The sequence below is a fragment of the Paenibacillus sp. S-38 genome, from assembly GCF_049942825.1.
In the GTDB taxonomy this organism is placed as follows: Bacteria; Bacillota; Bacilli; order Paenibacillales; family NBRC-103111; genus Paenibacillus_G.
The window spans coordinates 3,089,161-3,107,877 of sequence record NZ_CP187970.1 but is presented as its reverse complement, the minus strand read 5'-3'; the positions used below and the strand labels follow the sequence as shown (position 1 = coordinate 3,107,877).

General features: G+C 60.2%; 24 protein-coding genes. 3 read left to right on the top strand and 21 right to left on the bottom strand.

Features of this window, described 5'->3' with window-relative positions; genetic code table 11:
• Positions 1–374 precede the first annotated feature (374 nt).
• The 19 genes from ACP26L_RS14255 to ACP26L_RS14165 form a co-directional block, all read right to left on the bottom strand.
• Complete coding sequence (locus ACP26L_RS14255) at positions 375–1,280, bottom strand: polyprenyl synthetase family protein (protein WP_426453421.1); 906 nt, start codon at positions 1,278–1,280, stop codon at positions 375–377.
• A complete protein-coding gene (xseB, locus tag ACP26L_RS14250) occupies positions 1,277–1,525 on the bottom strand; it encodes an exodeoxyribonuclease VII small subunit (protein ID WP_426453419.1) in 249 nt (82 codons plus the stop codon). The genes ACP26L_RS14255 and xseB overlap by 4 nt, the downstream gene beginning before the upstream one ends.
• Positions 1,500–2,900 carry an exodeoxyribonuclease VII large subunit gene (gene xseA, locus ACP26L_RS14245; RefSeq protein WP_426453418.1) on the bottom strand — a complete coding sequence of 467 codons (1,401 nt, stop codon included), beginning with the start codon at positions 2,898–2,900 and terminating at the stop codon, positions 1,500–1,502. Before xseA ends, xseB begins: the two co-directional genes overlap by 26 nt.
• A 6-nt stretch (positions 2,901–2,906) precedes the next feature.
• A complete protein-coding gene (gene folD, locus ACP26L_RS14240) occupies positions 2,907–3,773 on the bottom strand; it encodes a bifunctional methylenetetrahydrofolate dehydrogenase/methenyltetrahydrofolate cyclohydrolase FolD (protein ID WP_426453417.1) in 867 nt (288 codons plus the stop codon).
• 21 nt (positions 3,774–3,794) lie between these two features.
• Complete coding sequence (gene nusB, locus ACP26L_RS14235) at positions 3,795–4,259, bottom strand: transcription antitermination factor NusB (protein WP_426453415.1); 465 nt, start codon at positions 4,257–4,259, stop codon at positions 3,795–3,797.
• Between the two features lie 118 nt (positions 4,260–4,377).
• Positions 4,378–4,617 carry a DUF2273 domain-containing protein gene (locus tag ACP26L_RS14230; protein ID WP_426453413.1) on the bottom strand — a complete coding sequence of 80 codons (240 nt, stop codon included), beginning with the start codon at positions 4,615–4,617 and terminating at the stop codon, positions 4,378–4,380.
• 15 nt (positions 4,618–4,632) lie between these two features.
• Complete coding sequence (gene amaP, locus ACP26L_RS14225; protein ID WP_426453411.1) at positions 4,633–5,193, bottom strand: alkaline shock response membrane anchor protein AmaP; 561 nt, start codon at positions 5,191–5,193, stop codon at positions 4,633–4,635.
• Between the two features lie 78 nt (positions 5,194–5,271).
• A complete protein-coding gene (locus tag ACP26L_RS14220; RefSeq protein WP_426453409.1) occupies positions 5,272–5,685 on the bottom strand; it encodes an Asp23/Gls24 family envelope stress response protein in 414 nt (137 codons plus the stop codon).
• A gap of 349 nt (positions 5,686–6,034) precedes the next feature.
• Entirely contained in the window at positions 6,035–7,393 is a 1,359-nt protein-coding gene (gene accC, locus ACP26L_RS14215; RefSeq protein WP_426453407.1) for an acetyl-CoA carboxylase biotin carboxylase subunit, read from the bottom strand.
• 14 nt (positions 7,394–7,407) lie between these two features.
• Complete coding sequence (gene accB / locus ACP26L_RS14210) at positions 7,408–7,908, bottom strand: acetyl-CoA carboxylase biotin carboxyl carrier protein (RefSeq protein ID WP_426453406.1); 501 nt, start codon at positions 7,906–7,908, stop codon at positions 7,408–7,410.
• A 243-nt stretch (positions 7,909–8,151) separates the two neighbouring features.
• On the bottom strand, positions 8,152–9,060 hold the full coding sequence (locus ACP26L_RS14205) for a SpoIIIAH-like family protein (RefSeq protein WP_426453404.1): 909 nt from the start codon (positions 9,058–9,060) through the stop codon (positions 8,152–8,154).
• 36 nt (positions 9,061–9,096) lie between these two features.
• Entirely contained in the window at positions 9,097–9,732 is a 636-nt protein-coding gene (gene spoIIIAG, locus ACP26L_RS14200; protein WP_426453402.1) for a stage III sporulation protein AG, read from the bottom strand.
• Between the two features lie 6 nt (positions 9,733–9,738).
• Positions 9,739–10,479, bottom strand: a complete 741-nt coding sequence (gene spoIIIAF / locus ACP26L_RS14195; protein WP_426453400.1) for a stage III sporulation protein AF — start codon at positions 10,477–10,479, stop codon at positions 9,739–9,741.
• A 27-nt stretch (positions 10,480–10,506) separates the two neighbouring features.
• On the bottom strand, positions 10,507–11,760 hold the full coding sequence (spoIIIAE, locus tag ACP26L_RS14190; RefSeq protein ID WP_426453398.1) for a stage III sporulation protein AE: 1,254 nt from the start codon (positions 11,758–11,760) through the stop codon (positions 10,507–10,509).
• A gap of 24 nt (positions 11,761–11,784) precedes the next feature.
• Positions 11,785–12,174: a stage III sporulation protein AD gene (gene spoIIIAD / locus ACP26L_RS14185; protein WP_426453396.1), complete on the bottom strand. Its 390-nt coding sequence runs from the start codon at positions 12,172–12,174 to the stop codon at positions 11,785–11,787.
• Between the two features lie 19 nt (positions 12,175–12,193).
• On the bottom strand, positions 12,194–12,397 hold the full coding sequence (spoIIIAC, locus tag ACP26L_RS14180) for a stage III sporulation protein AC (RefSeq protein ID WP_013916387.1): 204 nt from the start codon (positions 12,395–12,397) through the stop codon (positions 12,194–12,196).
• Between the two features lie 63 nt (positions 12,398–12,460).
• Positions 12,461–12,979, bottom strand: coding sequence for a stage III sporulation protein SpoIIIAB (spoIIIAB, locus tag ACP26L_RS14175; protein WP_426453394.1), 519 nt, complete (start codon positions 12,977–12,979; stop codon positions 12,461–12,463).
• 112 nt (positions 12,980–13,091) lie between these two features.
• Complete coding sequence (gene spoIIIAA / locus ACP26L_RS14170; protein WP_426453392.1) at positions 13,092–14,096, bottom strand: stage III sporulation protein AA; 1,005 nt, start codon at positions 14,094–14,096, stop codon at positions 13,092–13,094.
• Between the two features lie 91 nt (positions 14,097–14,187).
• Positions 14,188–14,454 carry a YqhV family protein gene (locus tag ACP26L_RS14165; RefSeq protein WP_426454943.1) on the bottom strand — a complete coding sequence of 89 codons (267 nt, stop codon included), beginning with the start codon at positions 14,452–14,454 and terminating at the stop codon, positions 14,188–14,190.
• Between the two features lie 144 nt (positions 14,455–14,598).
• On the opposite strand from ACP26L_RS14165, the gene ACP26L_RS14160 reads away from it, so the two are divergent.
• The 3 genes from ACP26L_RS14160 to ACP26L_RS14150 all read left to right on the top strand — a co-directional run bounded on the left by ACP26L_RS14160 (position 14,599) and on the right by ACP26L_RS14150 (position 16,736).
• Complete coding sequence (locus tag ACP26L_RS14160) at positions 14,599–15,438, top strand: phosphosulfolactate synthase (protein WP_426453390.1); 840 nt, start codon at positions 14,599–14,601, stop codon at positions 15,436–15,438.
• Between the two features lie 22 nt (positions 15,439–15,460).
• Positions 15,461–16,204, top strand: coding sequence for a 2-phosphosulfolactate phosphatase (locus tag ACP26L_RS14155; protein ID WP_426453388.1), 744 nt, complete (start codon positions 15,461–15,463; stop codon positions 16,202–16,204).
• Between the two features lie 67 nt (positions 16,205–16,271).
• Complete coding sequence (locus ACP26L_RS14150; protein ID WP_426453386.1) at positions 16,272–16,736, top strand: DUF441 domain-containing protein; 465 nt, start codon at positions 16,272–16,274, stop codon at positions 16,734–16,736.
• A 36-nt stretch (positions 16,737–16,772) separates the two neighbouring features.
• Here ACP26L_RS14150 and ACP26L_RS14145 read toward each other — a convergent pair whose 3' ends face one another.
• Both ACP26L_RS14145 and ACP26L_RS14140 read right to left on the bottom strand, forming a co-directional pair.
• The gene (locus ACP26L_RS14145; protein ID WP_426453384.1) at positions 16,773–18,029 is read right to left on the bottom strand and encodes an aspartate kinase; all 1,257 of its coding nucleotides are present in this window, start codon (positions 18,027–18,029) and stop codon (positions 16,773–16,775) included.
• Between the two features lie 98 nt (positions 18,030–18,127).
• Positions 18,128–18,715 carry a histidine phosphatase family protein gene (locus tag ACP26L_RS14140; protein WP_426454941.1) on the bottom strand — a complete coding sequence of 196 codons (588 nt, stop codon included), beginning with the start codon at positions 18,713–18,715 and terminating at the stop codon, positions 18,128–18,130.
• Positions 18,716–18,717 lie beyond the last annotated feature (2 nt).

Genomic DNA, 18,717 nt, shown 5'->3' with positions numbered 1-18,717 from the left:
GTGAACGCAAGACAAAGAAACCCAAGGAAGCGGATGCTCCCTGATCTGAATGAAAACATAATCGGTATCCATTGCTGATTCTTCTCCAAAAACCACTGTCCCTTTGGCCTGAAGCGGCGGCAGGCCCGCTGCCATACACGCCGGGCGTATGCCCATCCTTAGGGTATACACCAGGTTTATCCAGTGTGCGATAACTTTCCGCTCTTTATACCTCCCGCAGCCTGAAGCGGAACGCGGGGCACGTATCGGCCACTACAAACGAATGGCCTGTGAACGATTAGTGACAGCGCATACGTGGTCATTATAGCACACGGCAAGCGGCGGCTCAAATTCATCTTGAGCCGAAGCCGTACGTATGTTTGCCTGTTTTTGTTCTAATGATCGCGCTTCATGAGGTAATCCGCCAGCTCCAAGAGGCGCCTCGGCGCGGGAAACCCGCCGTTTGCGATCGCATTCTTCGCTTCCAGGGTAAGCTCCTCGACCTTCGCTTCCGAGGCTTCAATGCCGATGAAGTAAGGGTAGGTTACCTTGCCCTGCTTGACATCGCTCTGCACCGGCTTGCCCAGCTTCTGCTCGTCCCCGATCAGGTCCAGGATATCGTCCTGGATCTGGAAAGCGAGGCCGATACAGGTGCCGAAGCGCTCAAGGGCGTCGAGTTGGGCGCTTGTCGCGCCTGCAATCCGTCCTCCGGCCTTCAGCGAGAACACGATGAGATCGCTGGTCTTGTGCAAGTGGATGTACTCGAGCTCCTCGAGCTTCGTCAGCCCCTGCTCCCCGAGCATGTCGGCCGCCTGGCCGCCGACCATTCCCGGCGCACCGGCAAGCCGCGACAACTCTTCCACTATGTCCACGATCACGTCGGCCGGTACCCCGTGGCGCCTAGCCGCCTGCACCGCCGTATGGAAGGCATGCGTGAGCAGGGCGTCCCCGGCCAGGATGGCCATCGCTTCGCCGTATACCTTGTGATTCGTGAGCTTCCCGCGGCGGTAGTCGTCATTGTCCATCGCCGGCAGGTCGTCATGGATCAGGGAATACGTGTGAATCATCTCTACCGCGAGAGCGGCCGGCATGGCCGCTTCGGCCCGGCCCTGCAGCGCTTCCGCCGCCGCCAGCACGAGAATCGGCCGAAGCCGCTTGCCGCCGGCCATCAGCGAGTACATGACCGATTCCCTGAGGGCGCCCGGCACGCTCCACTGCTCCGGCAGCGAGGTCTTCAGCTCGTCTTCGATGCGGCCGGCCAGGGCCGTAATATATTCCTTAATGCCTGCTTCCGCATTCATCGCGTTTCCCCTTCACCCGGCTGGAACGGCTTCTTCACCATGCCGCCTTCCTGTTCCACCAGAATCTCGATCTTGCGTTCGACCTGCTCCAGCTTCTGCCCGCAGAGCTGGGACAGCCGCATTCCTTCCTGGAACAGCTCGATCGCCTTCTCCAGCGGCACGTCTCCGCTCTCCAGCTGGGCTACGATGCGCTCCAGCTGCTCCATTGCCTGCTCAAAACTAGGCGTCGCTTCCTGCGTTGTCATCCGGTTTCTCCTCCATTGACCAGACATGGCAGTCAATCCGGCCGTCAACCAGGCGCAGCTTCAAGATATCCCCAATCTGCACCTGACGGACGGATTTCACCAGCTCTTGTTCTCTTTCGTCATATACAAGGCCGTATCCCCTCTGCATTACCTTGAGCGGACTGAGCGCATCAAGCTGCCGCATCGCGGATACGAGTTCCTGGGTTTTTTTCTTCAGCTCGGACTGCATTGCCTGCCGAAGCAGGCGTCCGGCCGTATCGAGCCGCCGCCGGGAGTAGATGACATGCTCCCGCGGGTTAAACGAGGCAAGCCGGCGCTCCGTCCGGATCAGCCGGTCCTGCGCCCGGGTGACCCGGGCATTCGCCTTGAAAGCCAGCTGTTCCCGCAGACGGTCGAGCCGCTGGGCGGGGTGCAGCAGCAGCTGCCGCCGCGGGTCCGTGAGGTACGGCGAGCGCTGCAGTCTTCTCAGCTTCTCACGGCTGCGCTCGAGCTGCTTGTTCAGCCCCGCCTGCAGCCCCTGGCGCAGGTAGCCCACCTGCTGCTTCAGCTCCAGGTGGTGGGGAACCGCCAGCTCGGCGGCGGCGGTTGGCGTCGCGGCACGCAGGTCCGCGGCGAAGTCCGCGATCGTGAAGTCCGTTTCGTGCCCTACGGCCGAAATGACCGGAATCCGCGAAGCCGCAATGGCCCGTGCGACAATCTCCTCATTGAACGCCCAGAGCTCCTCCAGCGAGCCGCCGCCGCGCCCGACGATCAGCACGTCGGCTTCCGCACGCGCATTCATTTCCTTAATCGCCTTCACGATGGAAGGCGCCGCTCCCTTGCCCTGCACGAGTACGGGATAAAGAACGACAGGCACATTCGGAAACCGGCGCTGCAGCGTGATGATGATATCCCGCACCGCCGCCCCTGTAGGCGAAGTAATGACCCCAATGCTGCGGGGGTACTTCGGAAGCGGCTTCTTCCACTGCGGATCGAACAGCCCTTCCGTCTCAAGCTTCTTCTTCAGCTGCTCGAAGGCGAGATACAGGCTGCCAATGCCGTCCGGCTGCATCTGGGTTACATAGAACTGATACTGCCCGTCCCGCTCATACACCGAGATGTTGCCGCAGGCCAGCACTTTGGTGCCTTCCTTCGGAATAAAGGGGAGCCTCTGGTTATAAGATGAGAACATGATGCTCTTCAGCCGGCTGTCCGCATCCTTCAGCGTAAAGTACATATGGCCGGAGGAGTGGTGGGTGAAGTTGGAGATCTCCCCGCGCACCCATACATCCTGCAGCCGGTTGTTGCCTTCGAGCAGCATCTTGATGAAGCGGTTCAGTTCTTTGATCGAATAGACCTGCTTGTCCTTCACCGGATTGTCCCTGACCGTAGCCATGGCTCTCTACCGTACCGCTTCCGTCTGGGCCGTACGCTGGGCCGACTCGAGCGTGTTGCGCAGCAGCATCGTGATGGTCATCGGTCCGACGCAGCCCGGCACGGGCGTGATCCAGCCGGCTGTGTCGAGCACATCGTCGAAGTCCACGTCGCCGGCCAGCTTGCCGGTCTCGAGACGGTTGATGCCCACGTCGATCACGACGGCTCCCGGCTTCACATGGCTGCGGTTAATCATCTTCGGCCGGCCGACCGCCGCCACGAGAATATCCGCCTGACGGGTGATCTCCTCCATATTCTGCGTGCGGGAATGACAGACGGTTACCGTCGCATGCTCGCGGAGCAGCAGCATGGCCATCGGCTTGCCGACGATGTTGCTGCGCCCGATCACCACCGCATGCTTGCCGGCGATCTCAACGCCGATCTTCTTCAGGATCTCAATGACGCCGGCCGGCGTGCACGGAGCAGGGCCTTCCTTGCCGATCATGAGGTTGCCCACGTTCACCGGGTGGAAGCAGTCCACATCCTTGGCCGGGTCGATGCTCTCCACAATCCGCTCCTCGGAGATGTGCCTCGGCAGCGGCGACTGCACCAGAATCCCATGGATGGATGCATCGCCGTTGAGCTTCGCGATCAGCTCAAGGACTTCCGCTTCCGGCGTCGCTTCCGGCAGCTTGTACACTTCCGAATGCATCCCCGCTTCCTCACAGGCTTTCGCCTTATTGCGGACATACACGTGCGAAGCCGGATCGTCCCCTACGATCACGACAGCAAGACCGGGCTGGACGCCGCGGCCTTTCAGAGCTTCCACCTGTTCCTTGATCTCAGCGCGGTATGCGCCCACGATTTCTTTCCCGTTGATTACCTGTGCAGACATTCCGTTTCCTCCTCGTCCCTGTTAAGCTTCTGGTGCGGTATCCGGCTTGCGGAGCGTATCCAGATCCTTGATCATCTTGCCGAGCACGCCGTTGACGAATTTCCCCGATTCGTCCGTACCGAAGTGCTTGGCCATCTCGATGGCTTCGTTGACCACGACCTTGGGCGGCACATCATCCCGGAACACCATCTCGTAAGCGGCCAGTCGAAGAATCTGCCGATCCACCCGGGAGAGCCTGTCCATCTGCCAGCCCTTGAGGTAATCCGACAGCAGGCCGTCGATCTGACGCTTGTAGGCTACAGTGCCTTCCACGAGCTCTTGTACGGCCGGCGTGGCGATCTGGTCGCGCTCGCGCGTGAGCTGCCCCTCGTCCTCCGTCTGCGCTTCCTCGACCACGTGGGCGATCGCATCCACGGATGTCACTTCGTTCATCTCCAGTTGGTATAAGCTCTGGACTGCCAGCTCTCTGGCCAATCTTCTTCTCATTCTCGTTACGTCCTCCTGTGGTAAGCCTGCTCCCCGCAGGGAAGCAGCCCCTCATTACATCTGTCTGTCTAATCTGCCCTCTGGCCATAAGAAAATCCTTGGGGCTATCCCAAGGATTCTATCGGAACAGTCTCCATTTGTCCATCAGCCAGCGCCAAGTGTCTTCTGCGGGAAACACCGGTTCGCCTCGGTCCATCTTTTTCCCTATATAATACCCAGTATATACGATAAGGACAAAGATTAACATACGCCACAGGCCAAAGAACAAATAAATGAGTCCGAGCGCGCTGCCCGCCAGCACGCCGAGCGTCTTGCCCCTGTGGCCTTCCCACAGCCCTTCCCATATCCGCATCCACATCCGGGGGGCTCACCTCTATTCGACTCGACTTTTGAACGTGGGCGACGACGGCTGGATATTCGCGATGAACACCGACACGAAGGCGACCGGAATGCCTGTGATGTCCTCGATGTGGCGCTTCACGTTCGCCTGCATCTCTTCGGTCATACCCGGGATGGAGCTCTCCCCGTCCACGATGGCGCGAACGACAATCTCAAGCCCCGCTTGGCTTACCTTGACCCGGGCCCGCAGATCCTTCACCCCGCGGGAGCGGCCTGCCGCCTTCAGCGCCAGGTTCTCCACCGTATCCATCGAGATGCGGATATCCCCGAACTCCGTACGCTGGTCGATCGACGGCGCAGCTGCCTTTCCCTGGCGTACCGACAGGTACAGGAAGCGCAGCGAGATCAGGGCGAGCACGGCCGCCGAAGCGATGAAGATCACCGCCGTATCAAGATCGCGGTATACGTCCACCAGGAAATTGCCGGCGGTTTCCAAGGAAATCAGGCCGAATGCCCCGAACAGGCAGACGATGGCGATGAGAAGTACGGCGATGCTAAAAAGAAACAGCAGCAGTCTGTCGAGAACTTTAACCACGATTCCTGACTCCTTTACGCGAGTACGGAGGAAACCCCCAAACGCTCCGTCAGGGGGTTCAACCGGATTCTCGTTTTTTTATTTCACGCGCCCGGGAGCGGCCGCTTCCGGCTCCTCCGGTTTCTCCGCACCTTTGAAAATGACGTCATGAATGTGTACGTTCACCTGAACGACGCTAAGCCCCGTCATCGACTCGATGGCCTGCTTCACATTCTGCTGCACGCCGCTCGCCACTTCGGGAATCCGCGTTCCGAATTCAATGACAACGGATACGTCGATAGCCGCTTCGCGCTGTCCTACTTCCACCTTCACGCCCTTGGCCATATTCTTGCGTCCGAGAAGCTCGGCGATGCCGCCGGCGAACCCGCCGCTCATCCCGGCTACGCCCGGTACTTCCACCGCAGCCATGCCGGCGATGACCTCAATTACCTCCGGGGCAATCTGGATCGTGCCCATCTCGGTCTTCTCATAATCCGCAGCCAATGTGCTCATGGATTGGACCTCCTCGTTGTTTTGCGCCCGCAAATGCAAGGCACTGCAAAACCAAATTACGCAAGCCTCCGGAGTCTCCCCGGGCTTACGCCTCGATTTTGCCGGCAATGAATTCGCTTGCTGCCTTCTTGATGCAGGAGCGGCAGTCCGCCTCCGGCGACTGCCTGTGCCTTGTCTGTACCTGCTCTGTGGTTCGTATTGAAATCAGAGTGCGACTCGCCCCAGCCTGCTTCTGATGACTGATCTCCGGATGGAAACGGCCGACCCTCCCGCTTCAGGGAGGATAAGCCGTTTATTTTATATACTATACCATTACGTCAATAATATGACAATGAAACGGGTACGCCGCTTACGAGTTCGGGTCGTTCACGTCGTGCTCTTCAAGGAACTTGATATCGAAGTCTCCGGCGAGAAACTTCTTGTGCTCGAGCAGCTTCAGATGGAACCCGATCGTCGAGTGAATGCCATCGACGGCGAACTCGGACAGCGCCCGCTTCATCCGCTGGATCGCCTCGTCACGGTCCGCTCCCCATACGATGAGCTTCGCGATCATCGAGTCGTAATGCGGCGGAATCGTGTAGCCCTGATAAGCGGCCGAATCGACGCGGACCCCGAAGCCGCCCGGCGGCAGGTAGAACTTGATCTGGCCCGCCGAAGGCATGAAGTTGCGCTCGGGATCCTCCGCGTTGATCCGGCATTCGATGGCCCAGCCGTTGATGACGACATCCTCCTGCGAGAAGGACAGCGGCTCGCCTTCGGCTACCCGGATCATCTCCTTGATGATGTCCACGCCGGTGATGAGCTCCGTGACCGGATGCTCCACTTGGATGCGTGTGTTCATCTCCATGAAGTAGAACTGGCCGTCCGGGCTGAGCAGGAATTCAAGCGTGCCCGCGCCGGAATAATTCACGGCCTGCGCGGCACGAACCGCTGCTGCACCCATGGCCTCCCGTGTCTCCGGCGTCAGGATCGGACACGGCGCTTCTTCCACCAGCTTCTGGCGGCGGCGCTGCACGGAGCAGTCCCGCTCCCCGAGGTGGACGACGTTGCCGTGCTTGTCCGCGAGAATCTGAATCTCGACGTGCTTCATGCCTGTGAGGTATTTCTCCAGGTAGACGCCGGCATTGCCGAACGCCTTCTGGGCTTCCTGCTGGGCGGCTGTGATCTGCTGGATCAGCATCTCTTCGTTGTCCGCCAGCCGGATGCCCTTGCCCCCGCCGCCGGCTGTCGCCTTGATGATCAGCGGATAGCCGATCTCACGGCCGAGACGGATCGCCTCCTCGATATCCTCGACGAGGCCGTCGGAGCCTGGAATGACCGGCACGCCGGCTTCCTTCATCGTCTGCTTGGCCACCGACTTGTCGCCCATGCGGGAGATGGCCTCAGGCGAAGGACCGATGAAGGTGATGTTGCAGCTTTCGCAGATCTCCGCGAAATCCGCGTTCTCCGCCAGAAAGCCGTAGCCCGGGTGGATCGCGTCGGTCTCCGTCAGGGTCGCCACGCTCATAATATTCGTGTAATTGAGATAGCTGTCCTTCGACAGCGTGGGCCCGATACAGTAGGCCTCGTCGGCCAGACGGACATGAAGTGCTTCCTTGTCGGCCTCCGAGTATACCGCGACCGTCGAGATGCCGAGCTCGCGGCAGGCGCGGATGATACGGACGGCGATTTCGCCGCGGTTGGCGATAAGTACTTTATGGAACTTCAATGGGATCTCTCCTTCTACTCCGGCTTCACCTTAAAGAGCGGTTGACCGTATTCGACCAGCTGACCGTTTTCCACGAGCACTTCGACGATCTCACCCTTCACTTCGGCTTCGATCTCGTTCATCAGCTTCATGGCTTCAATAATGCAGACGATCGTCTTCTCCTTGATGGAGCTGCCCTTCGAAACAAACGAAGCCGCCCCCGGAGATGGCGATTCATAGAAGGTTCCCACCATGGGGGATGTAATTATATGTAAATTAGCATCTGCTGCAGCCGGCTTGCCTTCAACAGGCGCTTGCGCTGGCACGGCAGCGGGAGCCGTTGGCGGTGCGGAAGGATGGCTGACCACAGGAGCGAAAGCAGGAGCAGCAGCCGGAGCGGAGGCGTAGACCACCTGCTCGGTTTTGTTAGGTTTGCGGATAACAAGACGGGAGCCCTCGCTTTCGATCTCCAGCTCCTGCAGGGTCGATGCATCCACAGCCTTGATCAGTTCCTTGATTTCACTTAGTTTAAACACAACATTCACTCCTTTGGGCGTCTTGCTGCAGTCCTGGCATAAGCCGCACGGGGCTTGTCCTAACGCAGCATAGCGAAACAAACGACGTTGTTATTATATCACAAACTCTTATGAAGGAAAGAGTTTCTTGGTACGAGGTCCCAACCGGGCTGGAAAGCCGCCGCAGCCACAGGAAAAAGGCCCGGTCGCCCGGGCCTTGATTCGTCATCGTTCGTAATCCTGCACACTCACTCAAGGAGCTTCTTACGGCTTGAACGATACGGAGATGTTCTCCTTTGCAATGCCCAGCTCTTTCATCGCCTGGTCGGTGATGCTGAAGGCCTGGTTGCGGTCAAGCTTGTCGGTCTGCACCGTCACTTTCCACTTCGCACCTTCCTGGGTGACGACCGCCTGAGCGTAAGTCTGGGTCAGCAGTCCTTCCAGGTACTCGATTTTCGCTTCCATATCCTGAAGCTTGTGAAGCTCCGCCTGGGCGTTCGCCGCCGCTTCGGTCGTCTGCTTCGTGTCGGCGATGAGCGATACGAGCTGCTCGCTCTTCTTGGAAATCTCGGCTTCGCGCACCATCTGCAGGTCCTGGAAGTAGCCGGCTCCGTTCAGTGCCCCGGTCTGCATCGTTTTCAGCACCTGTGCATCCTCCGCGGAGAGGGACGACTCCGTGCCCGATACGGGCTTGGAGGCTGGCGTGCCAGCCGCATCCGGTGCGGCGGAGGAAGGCTTGTCGGTCTTCGTGCTGCTCTCCTTATGCTCGCCGCCGCCCTCGGTCGCTTTGCCCGCTTCCGCCTGCGGGTCCGCCTTCTGCTCGGCCGCTTGAGGCTGAGCAGCCTTCGCATCGGAGGCTTTCGGGTCCGCAGCCTTCGCATCGGAAGCTTTCGGATCCGCAGCCTTCGCATCGGAGGCTTTCGGGTCCGCAGCCTTCGCATCAGGCTTCGCTCCTTCAGCCGGCGCCGCACCGCTCTTCGCCGCCGCATCCGGCGCAGCAGCCGGATGCAGGCCGTCCATCTGGCCGGTATTCACCGTCAGCTCCTTCGTTGGAGCCCCCGCCGTTTTGACGTCGATCTGGTTGACATCCTCCGTGAACAGGTAGTAGGCCGACAGCACCACCATCAGACTCAGCATCGATACAAGCCACACCGTTTGCCGCTTTGTGTTCATCCTTGTATTCCTCCTTCAAAAGGGTTAATGACTGCTTTACTGCTTTCTCGGCTGGATCGAAATGCGGTGGGGCGGCACTTCCAGCCCCCGTTCCACGGCCTCCGAAATCATCTTCTTGACCGTCAGGTTCTCCGCTCCCTTGGCGATCACGAGCACGCCGCGTATCTTCGGTTTAATCGTCTTTGTGACCAGCGGCTGTTTGCCCCCCGACACTTCATACATGACGACTTCCCCGCTCTTGTTCACCTCGGTGATGTGCCGGGTCGAGCCTTGATGATCCTTCTCATTGGTGATCTGCTCGACATCCTTGCGGTTCTCCTGGACCACGATCTCCTCCGTCGATTCGATCGTGACCATCACTTCCACCTCGCCGACCCCCACCATCTTCGACAGCATCTCCTTGAGCTGGGTTTGGTAGGCTTCCTCATACTCGCGGAACGGACTGCGTTCCTTGCCCATCGAGAAGGCCGGCTGGTCCGCAGGGGCCGAAGGAGGAGAGGCCCGGGCCCCGTCAGGCGTATTGACGTCCTTGACGGTAATGAACGAATTCAGAATCATGAAGGCGGCGCCGACCAGACCCATCAGCAGCACCCAGCGGAGGGTCTGCATCCGCTTCGGTCCGCCCGGCCCCCCGCCCAGCAGCTCGCCGAGTCCCTTCCAGCCCGTTCCCATCCTCCCTCACCTCCCCATAGCCTCTTGAATGATTTCCAGCTGAATCTGGCTCTCCTTCAGCTGCCAATCCGCCGCGAGCAGCCGGGTGATCTCCGTCTTCTTCTGCAGCTCTTCCGGTGTCAGCTCGCCTTCCGCCGTCTCTTCCATCCGGGTGACTTCCCTCGCATCGCTTTCCTCTGCGCCGATCCGGATGCTCACGCTCTTCACGGGCTCGACCGGTTCAACCGGCTTTATCGCCTCGGGGCCGGCCCGCACCGGGGCTTCCCCGCCGCCGCTCCCCCCTGCCGGCCGGGCCGGCTCAGGCTCAATGGTGACGGCTACGCTCTTGATGACCGCCTGGCCTCCTTCGCCCCCCTCCGTCTCGACCCGGATGCTCCGGACCCGGACGCCCGCCGTGCTCTCCAGCTTGCGCTTCATAAGATCGGCAACCTGCTGCTTGACCAGCTTGTGCGCTTCCTGCTCCTGGCTTCGCTTCAAGGTCTCCGCTCTCATCTGGATGGCCGCCAAGCTTTCTCCGGCTGCCCCCTGGGCTCCCTTCTCGAATAGTGCCGCCGTCAGGCGTCCCTCCAGCTCCCCGCGGCCGGAGAACAGGGAGAGAAGGGGCTGCAGAAGCGTCAGCAGCAGGAACAGCGAGATGACGGTTCGGACGTAGCGCTGCATAGCCGCATTCGGCAGCAGGAGATCGACGAAGGTCGCCAGGAGGATCACCAGGATAACCGACCGCAGCCAGCCGCTTAGCCAATCCATGGGTTCTCCCCCTTCCGTAGCTGCATGCTACCGCATCATCACCGAGACATTCCCGGCGGCAATCATGATGGAGATCGCCAGGAAGAACATCAGGCCTACGACCGCCAGCGCGGCAAACACGTAGATGAGGCTCTTGCCGATCGTCTCGAGACACGAGATCATCGGGTTGTCGCCGAGCGGCTGCATGATGGCCGCCGCCACGTTGTAGATCAGGGCGAGCACGATGATCTTGATCGCCGGGAAGGCGCAGATCACGAGGATGATCATCACACCCGCCAGGCCGACCGCGTTCTTCACGAGCAGCGAAGCTCCGATCACCGTTTCGGAGGCGTCCGAGAACAGGCGGCCCACCACCGGAACGAAGTTGCCCGCGATGTACTTCGCCGTCCGGATCGTCACACCGTCGGCGACCGAGCCCGCTGCACCCTGCACCGAAACGACGCCGAGGAAGACGGTGACGAAGATGCCGAGGCATGCCAGCGAGATCGTGCGCAGCAGGTTCGCCAGCTGCGTCACCTTGTATTTGTCCGACAAGGCGCTGACGATGTGCAGCACCGCCGAGAAGAACAGCAGCGGGAAGACGATGAAGTAGATCACCGTGCCGACCGCGTGGACCATGAATACGATCAAGGGGTGGAGCACCGATACCGAGACCACGTTCCCCATGGAAGCCAGCAGCGTCAGAAGAATCGGCACGACGGCGATCATGAAGTGAATCATATCGCCGATCGCTTCCTTGGCGTAGCCGATCGCCACGCTGAATGAATTCACGGCCATGATCATCAGAACCAGAAAGGAGATCGCATAGGCGATTTTGCTCACCGCATTCTTCTCAAAGGAGCTCTGCAGCGTCTCGAGCAGCATGCTGAAGATCGTCAGGATGACGATGGAGACGAGCAGCTTGCCGTTGTAGAGCAGCTCATGGAACAGGTACCGGAGCAGCCCCTGCATCATCCCCTGAAACGAGATGTTCTTCGCGCCAAGCAGCAGGTCCATGAACGAAGGCGCCCGCGCATCCGGGAAATACCCGCCGTACTGCTGGACCAGCCGCGTCCAGAAGGCCTCGACCGAATCGAGCGGAAGCTGCTGCGCCTGCTGCCTCACCAGCTCCTCGGCCGGCGTGGCCGCCAGCAGCCTGCCGCCTGGACCGAAGAGTCCGTCCGTGCCGAGCAGCAGCACGAGAATCAGCGCCGCCATCAAGAGCCGCTCCCGTCTTATTCCTCCGGAGCCGCCGAGCCTCCCGCTCTCCTGCAGCCATCCCTTGCCCCGCATACAACTCACCCCTGCCTTGTCCCCTGCCGCCCGTCAGGTCGGCAGCAGTTTCACGACCGTATCGATAATGACCGAGACGATCGGAATCGCCATGACCATGATCAGGATTTTGCCCGACAGCTCGATCTTGGAAGCTACCGATTCCTGCCCCGCGTCCCTCACGATCTGCGCCCCGAATTCCGCGATATAGGCAATGCCGATGATCTTGAGAATCGTCTTCAGAAAAATCATATGGATATCCGCCCGGTTCGCCAGATCCTCCAGCACACCGATCACCAGCGCAATCTTGCCGATCAGAAACAGGAATATCGTAATACCGGTGAACGCGGTGAGAAGAAAAGCGAACATGGGCTTCTGCTCCTTGATGATGAGCACGAGGATCGTCGTGATCAGCCCGAGCCCCACAATCTGGGTGATCTCCACGGGAGCACTCCTCCCTTTCCTACTGGAAGAGGAAAATGGCTTTGATTTCTTTGAACAGGCTGTCGAGCAGGCTGACCACCATGAACAGCACGACGACAAACCCGATCACCGTCACCCAGTGGGCCATATCCTCTTTGCCCATCTGCTTCAGCACGGTATGAATCATGGCGATAATGATGCCGATGCCGGCAATCTGGAATATCGCATCTACATCCACGTTCATTGGCGGCACCTCACCCCCTACCCTGCAGCCGGCTCCGGTCCTGACGGGATGCCTCCCCGCCGGCTAGTACATCAGTATGACTACCAGCGCGCCCATGAGCACGCCGAGGCTCTTCCACATCCGCTCGTAGCGCTGCTGCTCGTCTCTCGCGGTCTCCGACTCGCCCTGAAGCTGGGAGACGGCCAGACGCAGGTGCTTCACCTGGTCCTCCCGGTCCGTCAATCCGAGCGTAGCCCCAAGCTGGAGCAGCACTTCACGCTCCGGCGGCTTCATGGCCGTCGCACGCCAGCCTCGGGTGATCGTGCGCTGCCAGACGCCGGCCGCCGGCTGGCCGCCGGCCCGCTCCAGCTCCTCCGCGGCCCCTATGAACAGGGTTCCGACCGGTGCGGCACAGGTGCCGCCCGTGCGCCGCAGCGCTTCCGGCAGCGGGGTGAAGCCGTAGAGGATCTCGGTCTCGAGCCGCTGCAGCAGCCGGATCAGATCCGCGATCTGCTTCGGCCGCCGGGCGAGCTGCGCCGCCTGATGAAAGCCAAGCAATGTGCCGGCGAGCAGCACCAGCGCCGCACCCAGCAGCTTCAGCATGGCGCAGCGCCCCGCTCCCCTGCAGACATTCCTATGCGAGGGCGAACGGCGGGAATCTTCGTCACCTTCCGCATCGCCATAGAGGATACACAGCTTCTGATCGGTCGCCGCATCAGGTTAGACCTCCTCTCAGCGCCAGCCGCTCATCCAGCCGCCGGCCCTTGGCATCGTACACGGCTGTGCGGGGCGCCCCGGTACGGGAGCCTTCGCCCCCTGCCCTCGACAGGACCACAAACCGGTCAAAGACGCCTTCTTCGAGCAGCTCCCTTAGGATTGGCCGCCGCCGGACATCATCCACATTCCAGCCGTGGGCCGTGGCTATGATGCCGATTCCCGCATGAAGCGCCTCATGGATGGCCGCCGCATCCTCACTGCGGCCGATCTCGTCGGCGATGAGCACCTCCGGCGACATCGAGCGGATCATCATCATCATCCCCTCCGCCTTCGGACAGCCGTCCAGCACGTCCGTTCTCGGACCGACGTCGAAGCGGGGCACCCCGCGCACGCAGGCCGCGATCTCGGAACGCTCGTCGACGATGCCGACCTTGAAGCTGCGTCCGCCGATACCCGCCTCCGTGCTGCCGCTGCTGAGCAGCCTCGCCAGATCCCGCACCAGCGTGGTCTTGCCAAGCTGCGGCGGGGAGATCACCAGGGTCCGGCAGAGCCTGTAGGTGCCGGGCTCCAGCAGGTGGGCCGCCACGCCCGCCGCCGCCCCTTTCCATTCCCGGGCAAGCCGGATATTGAAGGAAGCGACGTCTTTGACGTATTTGACCCGGCCCTGTTCCACGACCGTCCTGCCGGCAAGTCCCACCCGGTGGCCGCCGGCAATGGTGATGTACCCCCGCTTCAGCTCTTCTTCGAACGTATAGAGCGAATGCTGCGTGAGCAGCTCAAGCAGCGTCCGGCAGTCCTCCCGGGTGGGCCTGTACGCCCCTTCGCTGTCTTCGGCCGTCCGCCCTTCCGGGCTGACGAAGCGGCTGCCGCCCGCCCGGATGAGCTCAAGCGGGCGGTTCTCGCGGATCCGGATTTCCTGCAGATCGCTCAACATGTGCGCCGGTAGAGCTGCTAGAATGCGCTGCAGCGGAGCTGAGAAATATGGTAAGACCGACTGAATCAAGCGCCATCCCCCCCAAGCTGTCCATCTTACAATCCAATGTATGCCGAGCCTACTGAAATATGACAGTCTCCCATTTCTTTTTTAAGATTCGTTACTTTTTTAAGATTCCGATAAACAGGCACGCCACACCCGCCAGCACCCAGACAAACTTGCCTATCGATAGCTTATCCGCCAGTCCCACCAGCCCGATCGTCGTTGTCGTCAGCAGCACCAAGGGGCCGACAAGAGCCAGTCCCGAATTCACAAGCAGCGCTTTCTCGATCTGATTGAAGCGGAGCATGAGCAGCGCGGCCATGATCTCGATCGACCCCGATAGCAGCCTCAGCATAGCCATGCTCAGTACGATTTTGTTGATCATTGACATGGGATTCCCTCCAGCTTGGTTTCTCCTCATCAATGTATGCGAGCTCGTCTTCATTTAGGCTACCCGGGCACCACCCCATACAAAAATGCATATGCTGAGGGTGATTCAAAACAATATAGTACAGCGAGGCGATTGGACATGGAGGTTACATCACCGGGGCAGTGGCATCCCCTGCTGAGCGATCCGACCGGCGTGCGGACCGGCAAACCGAGAAGCCTGGGGCAGACGATGGTGATTGACAAAGGCCTGGGGCTCCATGCCTTGAACGATTTGCTCGAAACGGCAGGTCCTTACATCGACATGCTCAAGATTGGTTTCGGCACTTCGCCGCTCTATACAGCAGCGTTTCTCCGGCAAAAAATTGAGATGATCAAAGCGCACGACATTGTCGTCTATCCGGGCGGCACCTTTCTCGAAGTCGCGATCCGCCAAGGCGCAGTAGACCCTTTCTTCGAGATGGTCCGCAGCCTGGGCTTCAACGGCCTCGAGGTTTCGGACGGCACAATTGAAATCCAGCGCTCCCTTCGCAGCGAACTGATCTGCCGGGGGCTGGATGCAGGACTTACAGTCATTACGGAATACGGCAAAAAGGGCTGGGGCTCGGCGATCGAACTTCAGGAGCTGATCGAGACGGTCACGGTGGATTCGGAGCTTGGGGCTTCCCTCGTGACGATCGAGGGCCGGGAATCGGGGAAGGGCGTCGGCATTTTCGACGAGAATGGCGGATGTAAGGACGAAGAAATCGCGATGGTGCTGAAGGGTGTGCCTAGTCCCGGTGTTCTGCTATGGGAGGCGCCGCATAAAGAGCAGCAGGTTCACCTGCTGAGCATGCTCGGCACGGGCATCCATCTCGGGAACATTGCACCGGGGGATGTCATCTCGCTCGAGGCGCTCCGCCGGGGACTTCGCTCGGATACGCTGCTGCTCGGCAACTGCGGCCGCAAGACCGGGGATCCTACCTGGGCTTGGGAGATTTAGAGAGGAGGAGAGATTCTCCGCTATGAACATTAGTGTCATTCCTACGATTCAGGAAGCACGCGTGGAAGAGCTTAGGCGCAAAACCGTGATTGTCATCGACGTGCTGCGGGCCACCTCGACCATGCTGGCCGCCCTCGCGAATGGCTGTCATGCCGTCATTCCCGTCGAGACGGTCGAGCAGGCCAAGGAGCTGCAGCTCCCCGGGCATCTGCTCGGAGGCGAACGCGGATGCCGCCGCATTCCCGGCTTCGACCTCGGCAACTCGCCGGCCGAGTATACGCCGCAATCGGTAGGAGGGACCGTCCTCGTCATGACGACGACCAACGGGACCCGCGCTATCCGCAAAGCGGAGCAGGCCGGCCGGATCCTGGCAGGCTCCCTGCTCAATGCCCGCGCCTGTGCCCGTAAGGCGCAGGTGCTTGGACGGGAGGTCGTCATCCTCTGCTCGGGCACAAGAGATATCTTCTCCTTCGAGGACGGACTCGGGGCGGGAGCTATCGTCGATGAACTGGTCGGAGCCGCCTATGAAGCCGGACAATCCGGTGACTCCCTGCAGGTCAACGACTTCGGCCTGGCGATGATGCATGCCTTCCGTTCCGCCAAAGACAACCTCGAAGGCGCGCTGTTCGCCTGCGAGAACGGCCGGCGGCTCGCCTCCCTTGGGTTCCGGGAGGACGTGATTTTCTGCTCCCGGCTGAATGCGATCGACGCCGCGCCCGAAATTGTGGAGGGCCGCCTGCTTCTCACTCCAACGCCCCCTTCTTAGTAATCATGAAAAGCCCCTTGTCCTCATAGACATAGAAAGAATCCACGAGGACAAGGGGCCAATTGTGATGAATGGAGACATTCTGCTGGTTGCACTGATCATCATCGGTCTGATCGGGCGCTCGCATATCATAACGACAGCGGCATGCGTGCTGCTCATCGTCAAGCTGATCTCCCTGGAGCGCTTTCTTCCCTCCATCGAGCGGAGGGGACTTGAGCTCGGGCTGCTCTTTTTGACGATGGGGGTGCTTGTACCGTTCGCCAGTGAGCGTATCACGATCAAGGACGTTACCTCGATGTTCACCACCTGGCCCGGCATTCTGGCCCTGCTCGGAGGAGCCATTGCCACCTACATGAACGGCAAAGGGCTTGAACTGCTGAAAATAGACCCGCAAATGATTGTGGGCCTTGTCATCGGTTCGATCTTCGGTATTATCTTCCTAAAAGGAATCCCGGTCGGGCCTCTGATGGCCGCCGGGATTACCGCATTCCTGCTCAAATTGTTCACTTTTATCTTCGGTAAGCTGAGTTAAACCGGAACAAGCCCGGCCGCTTCCGGCTCCACCCTCTTAACGACGCTCGGACGGACCGCCTACGAAGGCGGTTTCTTCCGTATCTAGACCGTAAGCGCTGTGCAGGGCGCTGATCACTTCGTTCAGGCGGCTGTTCTCGATGACGCAGGACGTCTTGATTTCGGACGTGCTCACGAGGAGAATCGAAATGCCAAGATCCGAGATGACCTCGAACATCTTCGCAGCGACACCCGGCGTGGACACCATGCCGGCACCGACGATGGAAACCTTCACGAGGTTGATCTCGGAGGTTACTTCGCGGAAGCCCACACTCGGACGGATCGCTTCGATTGCCTGGAGCGCCGTTTCGCGGTCCGCCAGGGAGACGGTGCACGAGAAGTCGGCAAGGCCGTTCAGGACACCGCTCTGTACGATAATGTCGACATCGACCTGGGCGTTCGCCAGGGCCGTGAATACTTTGGCCAGCTGGCCCGGTTTCTCTTCCACACCCAAAATACTGATTCGTGCCACGTTCTTATCGTAAGCAATACCCCGGACTACGATGCCTTGTTCCATCGCCGCTTCCTCCTTCACGTACGTTCCTTCATTATGGTTAAAGCTGGATCTGACGACCAGCGATACGTTATAATTCTTCGCGTATTCCACCGCTCTCGGGTGAAGCACGGCTGCGCCAAGGTTAGCAAGCTCGAGCATCTCGTCATACGAGATCTGATTCAGCTTCCTTGCGCACTTAACAACCCGCGGGTCGGTCGAGTAGACGCCGTCGACATCCGTAAAGATCTCGCACACGTCCGCCTTGATCGCAGCGGCAAGCGCCACAGCCGTCGTATCGGAGCCGCCGCGGCCGAGCGTCGTAATCTCGCCCTCTTCGCTCATCCCCTGGAAACCGGCTACGATGACGACTTTGCCTTCGTCCAGTGCCGCGAGGACACGCTTCGGCTGGATGTCCGTAATCCGTGCTTTGGCATGAACCGCTTCGGTGTACATCCCCGCCTGCCAGCCTGTGAACGACACAGCCGGCTCTCCCAAACTATGTATAGCCATGGACAGCAGAGCCACGGAGACCTGCTCGCCTGTGGTCAGAAGCATATCCATCTCGCGGGCCGGAGGATTCCCATCCGCGATCTGCCTGGTCAGATCGATCAGTTCGTCCGTCGTATCTCCCATCGCGGAAACAACGACTACGCATTGATGCCCTTCGCGCTTTCTCTCCACGATCCGGGAGGCTACGCGCTTCATCCGCTCCGGAGTTCCCACGGAGCTTCCGCCGAATTTCATTACAATCAGAGACAAAGCTGCTCACTCCCTAAACAAACTTATACAACTAATAAGAGATTATAGCATATGCCCCTGCGCTCATGAAATAAAAAAATCGCAAATTGTCGAAAGACTCAGACGGAAATCGAAAAAAGCCAGTCTTCCCTTTCCGGGTTCACCCTGCAGGCCTCCTCCGCCTGCGTACACCGCGAACGGATATGCGCGATATACGCATCCGTGGTTCCCGCGTCGGTGACGATGAACACGCGCTGCTTACCGAGCTGCCGGCACCACTGCAGGAAGCGGTCCGCCTGCTGGGCGAACAGCAGCCCTGGAAGCGTATGAATCCCCTGCAGCCAGAGGTGCTCGGGAAGTTCGGGGGGCATGAGCCAGTCGGCGTATTCCGCACGAATCCGCGAAGGCTCCAGCGGCTCGTCACAGGGAGGCGTGCGGAAATCGTAGCGCACGGGATGCTGGCGCGGGCCCGCCAGCGGATGAACCATCCGCACGCAGTCCGATCCGGCAGTCCACAGCTGGGCGGTCTCGAGCATGCGTACCGTCGGACCGGCCAGGACCGCATCGGCCGACGACAGTCGGAAGCGCTGCCGCAGCCGCTGCGCTTCCCTGCGCCCGGCCTCGCTCAGTCCCGGATCTCTCATCTGCTCCCCATCCTGATGGAGCGAGTGCTGCGACTCACCATGAAGCACAAAGACCATGTCCATCC